Origin of the sequence: Ohtaekwangia koreensis (assembly GCF_900167975.1) — a bacterium.
GTDB lineage: Bacteria > Bacteroidota > Bacteroidia > Cytophagales > Cyclobacteriaceae > Ohtaekwangia > Ohtaekwangia koreensis.
In genome coordinates this window covers 892395-910875 of sequence record NZ_FUZU01000004.1, presented here as the reverse complement: position 1 = coordinate 910875, position 18481 = coordinate 892395, and the positions used below count along the sequence as shown (strand labels likewise).

The window sequence follows — 18481 nt, the reverse complement described above, 5'->3', positions numbered from 1 at the left end:
GAGCGTATAGTAATTAACTATTTCAAATTTTTCACTGCGTAATCTACAGCACGCGCAGATAAGGCCATATAGGTAAGCGAAGGATTCTGTGTAGACGTTGAAGTCATGCAGGCACCATCGGTTACGAAAACATTTTTACAAGCATGAAGCTGGTTCCATTCGTTCAGTAAAGATGTTTTTGGATCACGTCCCATGCGTACACCACCCATCTCGTGAATATCAAGTCCGGGAGCCTGCTTGGAATCGTGGGTCTGTATATTCTTGAACCCTGCCTTGGTATACATTTCCGTTAGCTGCTCGAAAAAGTCAGCGATCATTTTCTCATCGTTGTTATCATAGTCGATAGAGATTTTCAGCTGCGGCATTCCCCACTCATCTTTTAAGGTTGGATCAAGCGCAACATAATTACTTTCTTTCGGAATTGTTTCACCCATCATGTGAGAGCCTACTCGCCAAGGACCTAAATTAGTCTCTGCAAGTTTTTCTTTTAATGAAGCACCAAGTCCATCGTGGCTTGTCTCATTGTAACGTCCTCCATCGAAGCCTGCGGCATACCCACGAAGGAAATCAGTTTCCTGTTTATATACATTCCGGAATCTCGGTATATATCCACTGGTTGGTCTGCGGCCTTTTGTTGTTGAATCCAGAAAGCCATCATACTCACCCGAGATCCTTGCTCTATAATTATGGAACGCTACATATTTACCCAGCAACCCGTTGTCATTTCCCAATCCGTTTTGAAAACGATTAGACTTCGAGTTTAACAGAATCAGATTGGTATTTATAGCAGCAGCATTCACAAAAATGATCGGTGCATAGTACTCAACAGCTTCTTTTGTGAGCGCATCAATAACTTGTACACCGGTTGCTTTACCTTTTGTTTCATCATAGATGATAGAGTGTACAACAGAATTGGGACGAAGTGTAAGTTTACCCGTGCGTGCTGCCCATGGCAGTGTTGATGCGTTACTGCTAAAGTATCCTCCGAATGGACAACCGCGCTGACACAACGTACGGTGCTGACACTGCGCGCGTCCTTGTTCCGCATGGATAGGCTGCTGCTCGGTGATGTGCGCGCAACGCGCAATGATCACGTGGCGATTCTTATAGTGCTGCGCTACCTGCTCTTTAAAATGTTTTTCAACACACGTAAGTTCTATAGGAGGAAGAAACTCACCATCCGGTAATTCTGCTAGGCCATCTTTGTTTCCAGATATACCTGCAAACTTTTCGACGTGGCTATACCATGGTGCAAGATCTTTATACCGGATCGGCCAGTCTACTGCGAAGCCATCGCGAGCCGGACCTTCAAAATCAAATTCACTCCAGCGTTGTGTCTGACGTGCCCATAACAAAGACTTACCACCAACCTGGTATCCGCGGATCCAGTCAAAAGGTTTCTCTTGTACATAGGGATGTTCTTTATCTTTTACAAAGAAATGCTGAGCATCTTCACGGAAAGCATAACAACGACTAACAACCGGATTTTCTTTTTGTATCTCTTGTGGAATCTGGCCACGGTGTTTAAACTCCCACGGCATCATGTTCGTGGTAGGATAATCAACGTTGTGTTTTACATCACGTCCACGCTCCAGTACCAGTGTTTTTAATCCGCGCTCAGTCAATTCTTTTGCAGACCAGCCACCACTAATTCCGGAACCGATCACGATCGCATCGTAGGTGCGTTCTTTTATATTATCAATATTAAGGTTAGCCATTTGGTTATGCAGGTTTTTGTTCTGTTACAGGTATACATCCTTTGTAATTCGGACCAGGAATTAATTGATAAGGTTTTACGTCCGTCAGGAAATGTTGTGAAGAGGTATATCCCTGTACTATATATTGTCTTGTGCGGGAATAAAAAACTTTGGTTTCTTCCGGTAGATTATCTCTATCTTTTTCGAGCGCTGTCAAGATTTCCAATCGCTCTTCAGGCGATGCCTTGATGAATGATTTACCGGTAATCTTTTTCGTTGAATCATTAAATGATCGCAGGCCTTTCAGATATTTTTCCTGCTCTGACTTTTCCATGCAATCATCTACCATTACCAATGTAAACAGATGAGCACCTACGGCTTTGGCGCCTGGCGTATCCGTTGCAGGAATAATGGTATCGGCAATCTCAGCGATCAGATCTTCTTCATCACCGGAAACTTTTAGATTGTTAAGTGCAATGGATACTTTTTTAGGATCCACGCCACAGGCGGGTAAGAGCATGGCGCCCGCAGTAGCCATAGCAAGCTGTTTTAAAACCAGACGTCTGTTCATAATTTAGTATGCGGTTAGGTGCGGTAGTTGTAATCCGAAAGATAAAACTAATTGATAAAACTAATCACTTCTGTAATCGATTTTACAGGCAAGGTATCGCCTGTTTTTTACTGGTAGTGAACGCTTAGAAGTGTCGTTATAGGCTTTCTCGATTTATTCAATTCGTACCGCGATACAGATGGTCGTTCTTCTTGCCATGGATTCGCTTCAGTGGAATTTGTTCCCCTTTCGTTTCCTCCAGCCATGTCCACATTTCATTTTTTAAATTTTTCGCCAGTGAATCGTATTCCGGATTGCGAATCAAGTTGTTTACTTCCAACGGATCATTTTCGAGATCATACAATTCGTTGATTCCCCAAACGCCATGATTGAAAATATATTTGTAGCGATCGGTGCGAACTCCAAAAATAGTAGGTGTCTGCGGAAACGCATCTTCCCAATAATACTCATAGAATACTTTATCGCGCCACGCAATTTCCTTTTGCTGTAGCAGTGGCACAAATGACATTCCCTGCATCTGCTCCGGCTTTTGTATACCTGCAAACTCCAGGATAGTAGGAGCGATGTCGATGTTTTGAATCAACGACTTGATCTTCGTGTTGGCGTCAATCATTTCGGGGCATCTTACCAGTAACGGAACACGCATGGATTCTTCATACATGTGTCGCTTATCGATCAGCCCATGTTCACCAAATGAAAAACCATTATCGCCCATATATATTATCAAAGTAGATTGGTCAAGACCTGCTTCTTTTAAATAGGCAAGCAGCCGGCCTATATTTTCATCAACTCCCGTGAGTACTTCCAGGTATTGTCGATAGAAATCTTCAAAGGTTATCTGACCATCATACATATAGTCTACACCATGCCAGCTATACCGTTGTCTTCGAACCCACTCCGGTATATCCCGCAGGTTTGCTTGTATAGGTTTTTCGGGTGTGAGTTGTTTTTTACTGAGATCAAAACTCTTGCTGGTATCTGTAACCGTAAGGAACATAGACTTCGGATAATCAATCTTCTGATCTTTATACTTTCCCTTATGACGCTTCGCAGGCATAAACTCGGCATGCACCGCTTTATTGGACAAGTATAAAAAGAATGGCTTGTCCTGTTCTCTCTCCTTGAGCCACTCGAGCGCATGGTCAGTCAGCAAGTCGGTTATATAGGTACTGTCTTCATAGGCGACTTCTTTTCCATTTATATTCAACACAGGATTATAGTATAAACCTTGTCCTTTAAAACTTACCCAATGATCAAATCCCTTTTGAGGTTCATCACCCTGGTTGCCCATGTGCCACTTGCCAAAGAATCCCGTCTGGTAGCCCACCTGTTGTAAATACTGCGGAAACATTTTTAATCCTTTCGGCATCGGAGCCTGGTTGTCAACAATAGTATGTGTATGCGCATATTGACCTGTAAGAATGGAAGCACGGCTTGGTGAACAAAGTGAAGTACTCACAAACGCGTTAACACAATGCGCACCCTCGCGTGCAAGTTTATCAAGGTTAGGAGTTTGTAGTCCCGGTACCTTGCCGGTGAACCCCATGAAATCATGACGATGATCATCCGACAAAATAAAAATTACATTCCGTGGTTTAACATGGTCTATTTTCTTAACGGTAATCGAATCAGCAGAAGCAGATTTCTTTTCTTCACATGCACTGTTTAACAGAAATATAGTACACCAAAGCATAAGAATACCTTTTGATGTAAAGGCATTACTATTCCGTATATTCACCATGTAGGTCATGAGCTTTTCATTTAAATAAAAATACTAACGAAAATACTTTTTCAAACCTGAATGTTAAGTTTCGATGTGATCGGCAGGATAGTTCAGGACAGTTTCCATTAGCAGAATTGAATCTTTCGGTAAAATACAATCTAGTTATGCAGGTAATCGCAGGTATCATTTATCACTTTATAGGTGGATTCGCTTCGGGTAGTTTTTATATCCCGTATAAAAAAGTAAAGGGATGGTCGTGGGAAAGCTACTGGATTGTAGGTGGTTTATTTTCGTGGCTCTTTATTCCACTGCTGGCGGCTTATTTAACGGTGCCTGGTTTTATGCAGATCATCAGGACTACAGATGCTTCCATTATATTCTGGACATTCGTTATGGGATTGCTCTGGGGTGTTGGCGGATTAACGTTCGGCTTGGGTATGCGCTATCTTGGTTTATCATTAGGGATGTCTGTTATACTCGGCTTGACATCTGCGTTCGGTTCGCTGGTGCCCCCTATATATCGCGATCTTTTTACCAACAGCACCGAGCATACCTTTTCAGCGATGCTTAGCAGTACAGGTGGACAAGTTGTGTTGGCAGGTGTTGTAGTTTGTCTTACGGGAATATTTGTATGCGGGCGTGCAGGTATTCTAAAAGAGAAAGAACTCACAGACGAGCAAAAGAAAAACAGTATTCAGGAATTCAATCTCTCCAAAGGTTTAGTAGTGGCTATAATATCCGGTGTGTTGAGCGCGTGTTTTAACTTTGGTATAGAAGCCGGAAAACCGATGGCAGTGGCAGCTGTAGCGAATGGCAGCAATCCGCTTTTTCAGAACAACGTAATTTTTGTGGTGTTACTGTGGGGAGGGCTTACAACAAACTTCATCTGGTGTATACTGCTTAATTTTCAAAACAAAACATTTGGTGACTACACCAATAACAGAACTCCACTTTTGAACAACTATATATTTGCGGCGCTTGCCGGTACAACGTGGTTTCTGCAATTTTTCTTCTATGGGATGGGGGAAAGTAAATTGGGCAATGGGGCCAGCTCCTGGATCCTGCACATGGCTTTTATCATTCTTGTCTCCAGTATGTGGGGAATATTATTGAAAGAATGGAAAGGTGTTAGCAAGAAAACATATTCCACCATCCTGATGGGTATCTTTATAATTATACTCTCCGTTATTATTGTAGGGTATGGTAACTCGATCGAAGATATATAGCATCTAATGTATTTCTAATTTCTGTAGGCTATAGCCATTTGTTGGTCGCTTAAAAGAAGCGACTGGTATAGTATTTCGTTCATGACGTAGTGCGGCTGCATGCCGTTTAAAGAATTCGTCCTGTCGATCCGAAAATTCTTCCGATATTTCAGTGGCAGATACTGCCGGCTTCTCTGGAGAGAAGTCCGATAAATAAATTTGCCAGAGCACAATTTGTTGCTTTCATAAACGTAATCATCAGGATTTGTGTTAACTCCAACGCATGTATAAACCTGGACAACCATATTCAACCGCCTGCAACGTGAAGTACATGTTAGCCGTGTGGTTGCTTTTATTTTGTTGCACTGCTCAGGGACAGGATTTTTTTGAGGTAGACGATAGTTATATAGAACGGAATTTCATGCCGTATGAATTGGAGTATTACCTGGATACTACCAACTCACTTTCCTTTTATCAGATCTCTTCCAATAGTTTTTCTAACCGGTTTCAAAAGCATTCTGACTATCAGAATAAAGACTTTAAAACAAATGCTTCGTATTGGATTCGGTTGCCGATTCGCCACAAAGCAGAGAGTAGTAAAGTATGGCTTCTGGAATTTTACGATCAAACGATCGATCATATAGAGGCGTATGTTCCGCAGGAGAATGGTTCCTACCGGAATGTATTGATGGGCGATGAACAGCCTTTTGCACAACGGACGCTTCGTCACAAGAATTTCGAAATTATCCTCGATATCAAGTCTGATACTGCGATGTACTATTACTTCAATGTACGCTCGCACGAGTTTGCAGACATCCGTATAGCCTTCCGTTCGGTTGACCGCTTTGTATACTATGCGTTGAATGAGTACTTCTTGTTCGGTACCTTCTACGGGATGATCCTCATCATCAGCCTCTATAATTTCCTGGTATACCTGGCTATCCGCGAGATCAAGAATATATATTATATCATTTATATACTGAGTGTAGCGGCCTATGCGATGAGTTATGACGGTATCGGTTTTCAATACCTGTGGCCCAATCATCCGGAATGGAATAATTATGCAGTAGGGATAACGTTGTACCTGGTAATCATCTGGGGCCTCATCTTCACGCGGAGATTCTTAAGCACGAAGGCAAATGTACCCGTTCTTGATCTCGCGATACGATGGATGATTGTAGCGCGATCGATATGGTTTATCGTTGAACTATTTTTCCTGCCACAGCTGCTGACCTATAGAAACGTTGAGATCATTCCGTTGTCGTTGATTTTTTATACTGGTATAAAAGTGTGGCGGCAAGGATATAGACCAGCACGCTTTTTTGTAATTGCCTACGGAATTTTATTTATGGGTTTCTTTATACGGTCGCTGGTATATTTCAATGCCCTTCCGTTTACAACACCTTTGCATTATAGCCTGCACTTCAGTTTTGTTTTGGAGATGTTGTTCCTGACGTTCGCCCTGGGAGACAGGATCCGGATTCTCAAAGATATGCGCGATCGTGCCTTGCGCAGAATCATTCACCAGCATGAAGTGAACATGCGGTTGAAGGATAAAGTAAATCGCGAACTCGAACAGAAAGTACAGGAACGAACGCTGGAGCTGAATGAAAAGAATCATCAGCTTGAAGAAACGAACACCAAACTCGAGCGGCAGTCGTATGAGATCAACCAGATCAACTCTATACTTGATCTTGACAACTGGAAATTAAAGAATAGCATCAAGGAAGTTCTCAACGAGCGCCTGATGGAAAAGACGATGGACTATAACCAGTTCAAGACTATATATCCGGATACGCTAGCGTGTTATCGCTTTCTGGAAAATTTGAAATGGACAAAAGATTTTCATTGTCGCAAATGCGCGAACGAAAAGTACTTCGATGGCGCACAGAAGTTTTCAAGGAGATGTACCCGTTGTGGCTATAACGAATCGATTACAGCATATACTATTTTTCACAGCATCAAATTTCCGATTGAAAAAGCCTTTTACATCGCCTACCTCACCGTTGTAGGACATAAAGATTATACCCTTGAAAGTCTAGCTGAGCAATTGGAATTGCGAGTTAATACCCTCTGGGGCTTTAGGCATAAAGTTGCTGACCGCATACTTGAATTGGAGAAAAAAGGACATAAACCCAACGCTTCCCGATGGGATGAAGTGATCCTTCTGCCGGAGCCAGGCTCCAAAGCTTCGAAGAAATCGCAGCGCAAAGTGGTGAAGCAAGTAGAGGGTTGAAGCAATTCCGGTTCGACTCGGGGCTACTATATATAGTGGTAGTGCAACCATATTCTATAGTAGTCAGCTCCGGTATACTTTTGGAAGAGCATTATTGCTCTGTTACTTTCTTTTTGTGGTTAATTCCCCAATCCTTGAGCGAATAGATAATGGGTGTTAAAGTATTTGCATACTTCTCTAACGTGTAGGAGATTTTAACCGGATATTCATCCAACACAGTACGCTTTATCAATTTGTGTTGCTCTAAATCTTTAAGCTCCTTGGCCAACACTTTAGGAGTAATCCCAGGTATACTTTCCTGTATGTCAGTGAAGCGATCATTACCAACTCCCACAGAAATGATAATAGGCAATTTCCATTTTCCATTGATTACATCAAGAGCATCTCGGACGGGCTTCACTGTATTAAGACAATCGCAGTACGTTTTCTTTTGTGCCATTTTAATTTCCACTTTTTGCCATAGTACTTTCCTTTGGGAAAGTACTATACAAAGGAAAGTATGAATTGTTAACTTTGCAACGTCTAAATGCTATTCCTGCTTCTGATTTGGTTCTGATACCAGGTAGAATAGGGGATTTGATTGCTTGACTGATCTTTAAAATATTAAAAAATGAAAATAGGAATAATTGGTGCTGGGGCGATAGGCGGGACAATAGCAAAAAAGTTGGCTGTTGCAGGCCATGTTGTAAAAATATATAGTACACAGGAATTTGATAAACTGAAAACCCGTGCTCACGAATTAGGTGCATTGCCTTCAACACTATATGATATAGTAAAAGATGTTGATGTCGTTATCATATCTATACCGACTGCTGCAATTCCCAGCCTGCCAAAAGAGTTGTTTGCTAATATTTCGGAAGATGTTATCGTAGTTGATACCTCTAATTATTATCCATTCCGTGATGGACAGATCGAAGAACTCAACAACGGTAAGGTTGAAAGTGTATGGGTTTCAGAACAAATAGGACGTCCCGTCATTAAGGCTTTCAATAATCTGTTGGCGTATAGTCTCGAACACGGAGGCAAGCCTGAAGGGGCCGAAGGACGGATAGCAATGGCTATATCCGGAGATGATGGAAAGATGAAAGCGGTAATATCCAACTTAATTAACGACACAGGTTTTGATGTTGTTGATGCAGGTACTTTATCGGCATCCTGGAGACATCAACCTGGCACGCCAGCTTATTGCACAGAGCTGGATAGAATAGAACTTAACCAAGCTCTTTTTGAAGGAGTAAAAGAAAATGCAGCTTATATCAGAGATTCTTCAATCGTTACGCTGATGAAACGTACAACGCCACCGTCTCATGAAGAAGTAGTGTCGTTAAACCGTTCTTTATTTCCTGGAAATCCCAAAACCAATTTTGGGCGTTTGTAATACACCAGTTGTGTATCCAATAACAAAAGCAAAGTGAGGCTTTAGTCTAAATGCTTTAATCCTCTTGTGGGGAAGTTGGCTTTATAATAAAATGTAGTGACCTCGGACTCATCTGGAGTTCGAGGAAATAAAACGTCCAACTGAATTTTCTCTATCCCTTAATCTCACATCTTAAAATCGTTTGTTTTTTTTCTGGAAGAAGTGTCTGATACTTCTATAAATATTCTTTGGAATCGTTTGAAATCAATGTTTTTTATCTGGAAAAATTGTCGTTGAAAATCATCCCTTCAACGATTGCATTTGGTCTCATTTTTTAAAAAAAGTTCTGTGAAGAGCTTGACAAATGTAAAATTCGGCTCTGCGCAACCAACAAAACGCAAGTTTATGATAAGAAAACTACTATTGACAGTGCTGTTGCCCAGCTTGTTGTGGACAACAGTTTGGGCACAAGACAAGCAGATAACCGGGAAGGTAACAGCCGCAGAAGATGGAACGACCTTGCCAGGAGTGAATGTCGTTGTTCAGGGTACAACAAAGGGTACGACAACCGATGCCGAGGGTAATTACTCGATACAGTTGTCGGCTTCTGAAAACACGTTGGTGTTTACGTTCGTGGGATTTTCAACCATCACGGAAGAGGTTGGTGATAGAACGGTAATAGATGTGACGATGGGTTCTGATATAACATCGCTGACTGAAGTGGTGGTAATTGGATATGGTGTTCAGAAGAAATCAGATGTTACAGGTGCTGTCGCTTCAGTGCGGGCAGAAGATCTTAATAAGATACCCGTATCGACAGCAGCTGAAGCGTTGCAAGGCAAAGTTGCTGGTGTACAGGTAACAACCAACGGTACCCCTGGCAGCGCACCAACAATTCGCGTTCGCGGATTAGGTTCTGTTAGTTCACGAGTTGAACCCCTATATGTAGTTGATGGTGTATTAGTGGATGACATCAGTTTCCTTGGAAGCAACGATATCGAAAGTATGAACATCCTGAAAGATGCTTCAGCGTCTGCTATATATGGTATTCGTGCATCGAATGGTGTAGTAATCATTACAACGAAACGTGGAAAGAACGAGCAGCCAAAAATTGCTTATTCAGGATATGCTGGCGTTCAGAATCCGATCAACATGGTGGACATGGCTTCAGGTTCTGATTATGTACAGTTACTGAATGAAAAAGATGCTATTGCAGCCAGCCGCAACGGAACAAGTTTTACTCCACGTGACCCCGCAGCTTATCCATATTCTACAGATTGGTATGATGAAATTCTAAGAAGTGGAGCTTCTATACAAAACCATGACTTGAGTGTTACCGGTGGAAGTGAAAAAAGTGTATATGCAATGGGCGGCAGTTATTTCAAACAGGAAGGCCTTGCAAGCAAAACAGATTACGAACGTTTAAATTTAAGAACGTCAGTGGAGTCAACAGTAACAAAGTTCTTGAAGATTGGCGTGAATGCAAACCTGTCGAACTTTAAATCAACTAACGCTCCTGCATCATTGTTCACGAGTGCATATATAGCACCACCCGCTATACCAGTTCGTATTGATGAAAATACATTTGCAAGTCCTCAAGCCTTTGGTGATTTCGCAAACCCTGCTGCTTCTCAATACTATAACAATGATAAGACAAAAGGTATACGTTTAGTAGGTGCAGTGTCAGCAGATGTAACCCTTGCCAAAGGGCTAACTTTTAGAACTGCTTACGGAGTAGATGGAAGCTATAGCCAAAATACGAAGTATGTTCCTCCGTATTTTGTTTCATCAACGCAACGTGATACAACAAAAACGTTGACAAGAAAAATCGATAACTACTTTAGTTACTATTGGGACAATACACTTACCTACGATTTTACATTAAACTCTGATCATCACTTTACGCTTCTTGCTGGTATGAACGCACAGCAGCAGCGCTTTTATTCTCTTACGGGAATACGCCAAGGTGTTGAAGACTTTGGAGAAAATACATGGTACTTGAATTTGGGAAATGCTTCGCAGTCGACTACAGATGCAGGCTATAACATTAAAGCACTGTCCTATTTTGGAAGATTGACCTATGCATTCCAGGAAAAATATCTTCTGACCGCTACGATACGCAGAGATGGAACTTCAGTGTTTGATAAGAATAATCGTTATGACTATTTCCCTTCACTTGGTTTGGGTTGGGTGTTGACCAACGAATCGTTCATGGACGATCAGAATTTTTTCCAATTTCTGAAACTACGGGCGAGCTGGGGTAAAATGGGTAACAACCGTATACCTGGTAACACTGTTGTAAGCTATACTTCGACAGGTGGTACCTACAGCCCTGTATTTGGAGGAACTCCACAAACAGGTGAGAGCGTTACTCTTATAGTACCCGATAATTTATTATGGGAGACAACAAAGGAGGTAGATTTTGCAGTTGAAGGTAATGTGCTAAATAACAAGTTGAATTTTGAGATAGATTACTATAATCGAAAAACGAGCAATGCTATTTTTCCTGTAACGGTCAACGGTGTGTTTGGAACTTCAAACAGAGACTATCTTGATAACAATGCAGATATTATAAACAAGGGTGTTGAGGTAGCATTGAATTGGAAGGATAAAGTAGGTGATTTTACGTATGGTATAGGAGGTGTGTTTGCATATAATACAAACAAGGTAGATGCTTTGCGTCCCGGTACGGTGGGTATATATGGCGGTTATGTGAACGTAACACCTACTACCTATACTGTCGTTGGACAAAGCGTTGGTGAGTTCTATGGACGCAAAGTGATCGGTATATTCCAGAATGACGCTGAAATAGAAAATTATACCGATGCCGATGGCACAATTATACAACCCAATGCCAAACCCGGTGATTTTAAATATCAGGACAGTAACAACGATGGACAGATCAACGATAAAGATCGTGTGTTCCTGGGGTCCGCTATTCCAAAGTATAATTATGGTGTAAACCTATATGGAGCCTATAAAGGTTTTGATATCACGATCGATCTATACGCACAAGGAGGAAATAAAATTTATAACGCGAAACGTTATCGTCAGATCGGTAATGAAAATTATGATCGCGACTTCCTGGAGCATCGTTGGCATGGTGAAGGTACATCCAATGATTATCCATCCGCTGATCTTTCAGCAGATGCTAACAAGCAGGCTAACTCCTGGTACCTGGAGTCCGGTAACTTCTTTAAGATTCGGAATATCCAGGTTGGATATACTTTCCCTGCAACAACAACTTCGCGTATAGGCATTACGAAACTTAGAGTATATGCCAATGCGGCCAACCCTTTGGTAGCCTTTAAGTACAACGGCTTCTCCCCGGAAATACCAACCGCTATTCCAGGTGTAAACCAACAAAATACAACAAACATAACCAGCCAAGGTATAGATAACAATGTATATCCAATGGCTGCGACTTACAATTTAGGGATTAACATAAGTTTATAGTAAAGAGTATAACCATGAAAAAGTATATAATCTTTCTAGTAGCGATACTAACATTGCTGGCACCCTTTGGATGCAGTGATTATTTGGATGTAGACCCGGAGGGTGTAAAGCCTACCGAAGAATTCTTCCAGACTCAGGAAGATGCTGTGTCTGCCGTGAATGCAATTTATGCACGCATGCGTACTTGGCAAATGGTTGCATTTGCCTATGTAATCATGCAGGAAATTACTTCTGACAACTCCATTAAAGGCAGTTCTCAGGGTGATGCATCTTTTATAAATGATTTTGACAAGTTTACGTTTACTTCCAATCAAGGCACAATAACAGATTATTGGAATGGCCGGTATGAAGGTATAAATCTCAGCAATCAGGTATTGAGCAATGTTCCTGATATTGAAATGAATGAAACCCTGAAGACTCGTTTATTGGGTGAAGCTAAATTTACACGCGCATTATTTTATTTTGACCTGGTGCGTGCGTTTGGTGATGTGCCGATGCCGACTTCAATTGATAATGTACTGGAAGCTTCAACGGTACGTACTCCAAAAGATGAAGTATATGCGCAGATCATCCAGGACTTGACAGATGCTATAGCAGTACTTCCGGATAGCTATGATGCTGCTAACGTGGGTCGTGCAACGAATGGTGCCGCACGTGGTTTACTTGCAAAAGTATATTTATATAGGGGCGAATGGGATAAGGTACTCGAACAGACATCGGCTATTATCAACTCCAATCGCTATGGTTTGGAGGAAAATTTCTATGACGTATTCCGTATACCTTTTGAAAATGGTAAAGAATCGTTGTTTGAAATCCAGGCATCTGCTGTGGCAGGTAACGCTGATCTTAGCAATAGCCAGCATTCTCAAGTACAAGGTGTCCGCGGTACAAATGGATTTGGGTGGGGTTTCAATATACCTTCCGATGATTTAGCCGCTGCGTTTGATGCTGCCGGTGACGAAGTCCGTAAGAAAGTGACTATCCTATATAAAGGTGATGTTACGGAAGATGGCGATGTAATAGAAGGTGTTGGAAACGGTGAGCTCGAAGGAGTTAATATACCGCGTTACAATGGTAAGTCATATGTACCTCGTAATAGACAAGTAAGTGGCGTGAATGAAGGTGCTGAACAAAATATACGCGTACTACGCTATGCTGAAATACTATTGATCGATGCTGAAGCAAAAGTTCAGAAGGGAGATATAGGGGGTGCTGCAACATCATTGAATCTTGTGAGAGAGCGTGTTGATCTTGATCCTATAGAAGCACCAACACTTCAGGATATATGGAACGAACGCAGACTTGAACTTGCCATGGAAGGCGATCGCTTCTTTGATCTCGTACGTACTGGTCAGGCTGCAACGGTTTTAGGTCCACAAGGATTTGTAAGTGGAAAGAACGATGTATTTCCTGTTCCGCAGGTAATGATTGATATTACCAATAACGCGATTCCGCAGAATAACGGATATTGATATATATAGTTTGGAGGTTAGTTAGGTTTAGAGGTTTCCGGCTTGCCGGAAGCCTCTTAGGTTATCACCGGTTGAGAATGATGAGACGAAGCGTAAGCATAGTAGCAATAATTGTATTCTTGCTGGCATGCAGTGAAGACGATAATAAACAGGATACTTTTCCAGATGCTTTGGAAATAGAATCTTTGAAGATAGCAGGAAATGAAGTAACCGAAGCAACCGCCACAATGAACATTCCGTGCGAGAATGTTGTGATTGAGATCAAGTTCTCTTCGCCGCTTAATCCTTCCACAGTTACGTCACAGAATATATATGTGAAAGATGTTACAAATAGTACTGTGCCTGCAACAATAAGTTTACAGGAAGAAAACAGTAAAGTCATAGTTACGTTTGCTAATAAATTAAGAGACCTGTCAAAACATCAGCTTACAATAGCTGCAGGTGTAATCGGAAGTAATGGTGGTGTACTGTCTCCAGGCGAGCAACCCTTCTATACCGCTATAGATGAAACCCCAGACTTTCCTGAGATTTCAGATGAAGAGCTTCTTACACTTGTGCAAAAGCAAACCTTCAAATACTTCTGGGATTTTGCAGACCCTGTGAGTGGCATGGCGCGAGAGCGTAATACTTCCGGTAGTACGGTGACTAGTGGAGGTTCGGGATTTGGAATTATGTCGATCATCGTTGGTATCGAAAGAAATTTTATTACCCGCTCAGAAGGTGTTCAACGCCTCAACAAAATTGTAACGTTCCTCGAAGGAGCCGATCGTTTTCATGGTGCGTGGTCTCATTGGATCAACGGTAACAACGGAGATGCTATACCTTTCAGTACAAAGGATAATGGTGGCGATTTAGTGGAGACATCATTTCTCGTGCAAGGCCTTATTACATTTCGTCAGTATCTGCAGCCATCCGACACGGCCGGTAACAACCTGATCAACCGAATCAATACTATATGGAAAGATATTGAATGGGATTGGTACCGGAAGAATAATGAAGATGTACTATACTGGCATTGGTCGCCAACCTATAATTGGGACATGAACTTTCCGATGTACGGTTATTTTGAAGAACAGATAACTTATTTTCTGGCGGCTGCATCACCAACACATAGTATACCAAAGACTGTATATACGAATGGATACGGACGCAAGGGTGCTATAAAAACAGGTAATACATACTATGGATATGTTTTGCCATTGGGTACACCGAGTCCATTGTTCTGGGTACATTATTCATATCTCGGATTGGATCCTCACTTTTCAGATGAGTTTGCAAATTATTGGGAACAAAATGTAAATGCATCGCGCATCAATTATTCGTACTGTGTTGCAAATCCTAGAAAATATATAGGCTACAGCGATTCATGCTGGGGCTTGACGTCAAGTGATAATGCTACTGGTTATGATGCGCACTCTCCTGTAAATGACAAAGGTGTTATAACGCCAACGGCAGCCCTGTCTTCATTTCCATACACACCGGAAGAATCGATGCGGGCATTGAAGTTTTTCTATTATACACTTGGAGATCGTCTGTGGGGAGAGTATGGCTTTTATGATGCGTTTAATATATCCGATGGCTGGACTGCTAGTTCATACCTGGCCATTGATCAAGGACCAATCATTGTCATGATTGAAAACCACAGGAGTGAGTTGCTCTGGGATTTATTTGAATCTGCTCCTGAAGTACAAGCTGCAAGAACAAAACTTGGTTTTACAAAAAACGAATAATAACATAAGGCGCGGGGGTCTTTCCGCATCCATCCACAGCCAGGGATATACTTGAGGAGGAGCCCCACTTTAGCAAAGTCTCTCATTTTTGAGAGGCTTGCTGAGGTGCCAATAAACATGAATTTAGAATGAAGAAATATCACGCTGCTATGAACAGAATATATTTGTTAGTGATAGTCGTAGCAATCTTTACCGGCTGTCAGAAAAATAGTAATACAAGTCCATCGTCTGCCAACAGCCAGGTGGATGGTCGTGTAGACTCGGTATTGGCGTTAATGACATTGGAAGAAAAAATAGGTCAACTAACATTATTCACCAGCGATTATGATGTTACAGGTCCTACGATACGCGAGAACTATAAAGATGATATAAAGGCGGGAAAAGTAGGAGCGATCTTCAATGCATTTGGTGCAGACTATACGCGCAAGCTTCAGGAAATTGCTGTAAAGGAGACAAGGCTACATATACCGTTGTTATTTGGATACGATGTGATTCATGGGCATCGTACAATTTTCCCGATTCCATTAGGAGAATCATGCAGTTGGGATTTAAACGTGATGCAGCAATCTGCGCGCATAGCAGCAGAAGAAGCATCAGCCGAAGGATTGCATTGGACATTTGCTCCTATGTGTGATATAGCGCGCGATCCACGGTGGGGTCGTATGGCAGAAGGTGCTGGAGAAGATACATATTTAGGTTCACGAATTGCAGAAGCGCGTGTGAAGGGATTTCAAGGCGAAGGTATAGGAGCGTTGAATTCTGTTCTTGCCTGTGTAAAGCATTTCGCTGCGTATGGTGCAGTACAAGCAGGCCGGGATTATCATACAACCGATATGTCTGACAGAGTATTGCGGGAAGTATATCTTCCTCCTTACAAAGCTGCTATCGATGCTGGTGCTGCAACCGTTATGACTTCCTTTAATGAACTGGATGGTATACCCGCTACGGGTAATAAATACCTGATGACCGATATACTTCGCAAGGAGTGGAATTTTACAGGTTTTGTTGTTACAGACTATACTTCTATTATGGAACTATTGCCACATGGTATAGCTGAGGACACTGCTTCAGCCGCAGCGCTTGCATTGGAAGCAGGTGTTGATATGGACATGCAGGCAGGATTTTACAACGATGCCTTGGAGAAGTTAGTGAAGGAAGGTAAACTGAAAGAAGGACTCATCGATGAGGCCGTACGCAGAATCCTGCGAAAGAAGTTTGAGTTGGGATTGTTTGATGATCCCTATAGATATAGCAACGTAGAACGAGAGAAGTCTACCGTTATGAAGAAAGAGTTTCTGGATGCAGCCAGAGATGGTGCCCGTAAATCCATTGTGCTGCTCAAGAATGAAAAACAAGTTTTACCATTGTCCAAAAGTATAAAACGTATCGCAGTAATTGGCCCACTGGCGGATGCAAGACGCGAGATGATCGGCTCTTGGTCTGCAGCGGGTGATTGGACAAAAGCTGTTACATTACTGGAAGGTATCAAAGCAGCTGTCACTCCTTCTACGCAGGTACTATATGCGCGTGGTTGTAATATAAACGATGATACAACAACGTATTTCTCACAAGCGATACAAACAGCGAAACAGGCTGATGTAGTAGTACTTGCTGTTGGTGAAGCTGCATTGATGACCGGTGAAGCCGCCAGTCGCACAGCATTGGATTTACCCGGTGTGCAGCAAAAGTTAGTGGAGGAAATTCAGAAGACGGGAAAACCGGTGGTTGTCGTATTGTCTAACGGACGGCCACTTACCATTAACTGGATCAACGACAATATACCGGCCATCGTTGAGACGTGGTTTCTTGGAACACAAGCAGGCCATGCTATAGCGGATGTTTTGTTTGGTGATTATAATCCATCCGGCAAGCTCACCGTTACATTCCCGCGTTCGGTAGGACAAGTGCCTATATATTATAGCATGAAGAATACAGGTCGACCCATGGATGCTAACAATAAATATACTTCCAAATACCTGGATGAATCCAACGAACCACTTTATCCATTCGGATACGGACTGAGCTATACTACATTCACGTATGGAGACATTTCACTAAGCAGCCCGCAGATCACGCAGCAGGATGAGTTGAAGGTATCCTGTAAGGTTACCAACACAGGCAAGCGTGCAGGTGAAGAAGTCGTGCAGCTATATATACACGATCTTGTAGGAAGTGTAACGCGCCCGGTAAAAGAGTTGAAGAACTTTCAAAAGATCATGCTCCAACCAGGTGAATCCAAGGAAATCACCTTTACCCTTACGCAACACGATTTATCTTTTTACCGTAAGGACATGTCATTTGGTGTAGAGCCTGGTAAATTTGAAGTATATATAGGGGGTGATTCGAGGGATTTAAAAAAGGGAATCTTCATATTGCAATAAATAAGAAATGCTCCAAGAAAAATGGTATGACGGCAACGGAAATGTCTATAAAGAAAAAAATTATGGTCATGACCAGGTTACACCTCCAATCAGGAGAATAACTATGTAAGCTATAACTATGAAAAAATTTGATTATCATGATGCCTCAATTTTTAAGATTGAGCATCGCGTAAAAGAAAATACACTAATAATAGGTATACTTCAAGATGCTAATACAATTGACTTAATCTTCGAGGATATAATAGGATGGGATTTCTCTGCTTTTGCTTATCAAAATTTTCTCCTAGATCTTAAGACTTATGCTCATAATGATGTGCCTCAAGTTATGAGGTTAAAAAAAGCTTTTTTATTTGAACTTAACCCAGCATCGGGTATGGGTGGGTATATAATAGCCCAGATAATGAGACATGGTTAAGTATTAAGAACTTAATATGTACGATTCGAGGCTGTAATTATCGATTTTTATATATTAGTAATGCGTCATTTGGAGTTGGAAGAAGCGAGATCATAAGGATCATCAACATCGAAAACGATATATATGCTATAATAATGTATTGCGTAGAACGCAATCGTATAACATGAAAGAATATAGTTTTACAACACCACCCAGCTCTAGCGCTATATATAGCTGATCAAAAATGATTACCTGGGCT

The 18481-nt window shown here is 41.7% G+C and carries 12 protein-coding genes; 8 read left to right on the top strand and 4 right to left on the bottom strand.

All coding sequences use genetic code 11. The features are described from left to right. Positions 1 to 17 precede the first annotated feature (17 nt). From B5Y40_RS26920 to B5Y40_RS26910, 3 genes are all read right to left on the bottom strand, one after another. Positions 18 to 1718, bottom strand: coding sequence for a GMC oxidoreductase (locus B5Y40_RS26920; RefSeq protein WP_079689944.1), 1701 nt, complete (start codon positions 1716 to 1718; stop codon positions 18 to 20). A 4-nt stretch (positions 1719 to 1722) separates the two neighbouring features. Next, positions 1723 to 2268 (bottom strand): gluconate 2-dehydrogenase subunit 3 family protein, encoded by a 546-nt coding sequence (locus tag B5Y40_RS26915; RefSeq protein ID WP_079689943.1) that lies wholly within the window; start codon positions 2266 to 2268, stop codon positions 1723 to 1725. A gap of 157 nt (positions 2269 to 2425) precedes the next feature. Further along, positions 2426 to 4018 (bottom strand): sulfatase family protein, encoded by a 1593-nt coding sequence (locus B5Y40_RS26910; RefSeq protein WP_245840828.1) that lies wholly within the window; start codon positions 4016 to 4018, stop codon positions 2426 to 2428. A 137-nt stretch (positions 4019 to 4155) separates the two neighbouring features. Between B5Y40_RS26910 and rhaT the strand changes: the two genes are divergently transcribed. Both rhaT and B5Y40_RS26900 read left to right on the top strand, forming a co-directional pair. Next, positions 4156 to 5217: an L-rhamnose/proton symporter RhaT gene (gene rhaT / locus B5Y40_RS26905; protein ID WP_079689942.1), complete on the top strand. Its 1062-nt coding sequence runs from the start codon at positions 4156 to 4158 to the stop codon at positions 5215 to 5217. Between the two features lie 310 nt (positions 5218 to 5527). After that, positions 5528 to 7432 (top strand): 7TM diverse intracellular signaling domain-containing protein, encoded by a 1905-nt coding sequence (locus tag B5Y40_RS26900; RefSeq protein ID WP_245840842.1) that lies wholly within the window; start codon positions 5528 to 5530, stop codon positions 7430 to 7432. 91 nt (positions 7433 to 7523) lie between these two features. Here B5Y40_RS26900 and B5Y40_RS26895 read toward each other — a convergent pair whose 3' ends face one another. After that, positions 7524 to 7871 carry a winged helix-turn-helix transcriptional regulator gene (locus tag B5Y40_RS26895; protein ID WP_079689940.1) on the bottom strand — a complete coding sequence of 116 codons (348 nt, stop codon included), beginning with the start codon at positions 7869 to 7871 and terminating at the stop codon, positions 7524 to 7526. Between the two features lie 171 nt (positions 7872 to 8042). Here B5Y40_RS26895 and B5Y40_RS26890 point away from each other — a divergent pair, with 171 nt between their 5' ends. The 6 genes from B5Y40_RS26890 to B5Y40_RS26865 all read left to right on the top strand — a co-directional run bounded on the left by B5Y40_RS26890 (position 8043) and on the right by B5Y40_RS26865 (position 18243). Beyond that, positions 8043 to 8810, top strand: a complete 768-nt coding sequence (locus tag B5Y40_RS26890; protein WP_079689939.1) for an NADPH-dependent F420 reductase — start codon at positions 8043 to 8045, stop codon at positions 8808 to 8810. A 384-nt stretch (positions 8811 to 9194) separates the two neighbouring features. After that, positions 9195 to 12245: a SusC/RagA family TonB-linked outer membrane protein gene (locus tag B5Y40_RS26885; RefSeq protein WP_143785956.1), complete on the top strand. Its 3051-nt coding sequence runs from the start codon at positions 9195 to 9197 to the stop codon at positions 12243 to 12245. A 14-nt stretch (positions 12246 to 12259) separates the two neighbouring features. Then, entirely contained in the window at positions 12260 to 13717 is a 1458-nt protein-coding gene (locus tag B5Y40_RS26880) for a RagB/SusD family nutrient uptake outer membrane protein (protein WP_079689937.1), read from the top strand. Positions 13718 to 13794: 77 nt separating this feature from the next. After that, positions 13795 to 15447 (top strand): glucoamylase family protein, encoded by a 1653-nt coding sequence (locus B5Y40_RS26875; protein ID WP_221408992.1) that lies wholly within the window; start codon positions 13795 to 13797, stop codon positions 15445 to 15447. A 128-nt stretch (positions 15448 to 15575) separates the two neighbouring features. Continuing rightward, entirely contained in the window at positions 15576 to 17828 is a 2253-nt protein-coding gene (gene bglX, locus B5Y40_RS26870; protein ID WP_245840826.1) for a beta-glucosidase BglX, read from the top strand. Positions 17829 to 17946: 118 nt separating this feature from the next. After that, positions 17947 to 18243, top strand: a complete 297-nt coding sequence (locus B5Y40_RS26865; RefSeq protein ID WP_079689935.1) for a hypothetical protein — start codon at positions 17947 to 17949, stop codon at positions 18241 to 18243. Positions 18244 to 18481: the final 238 nt, after the last annotated feature.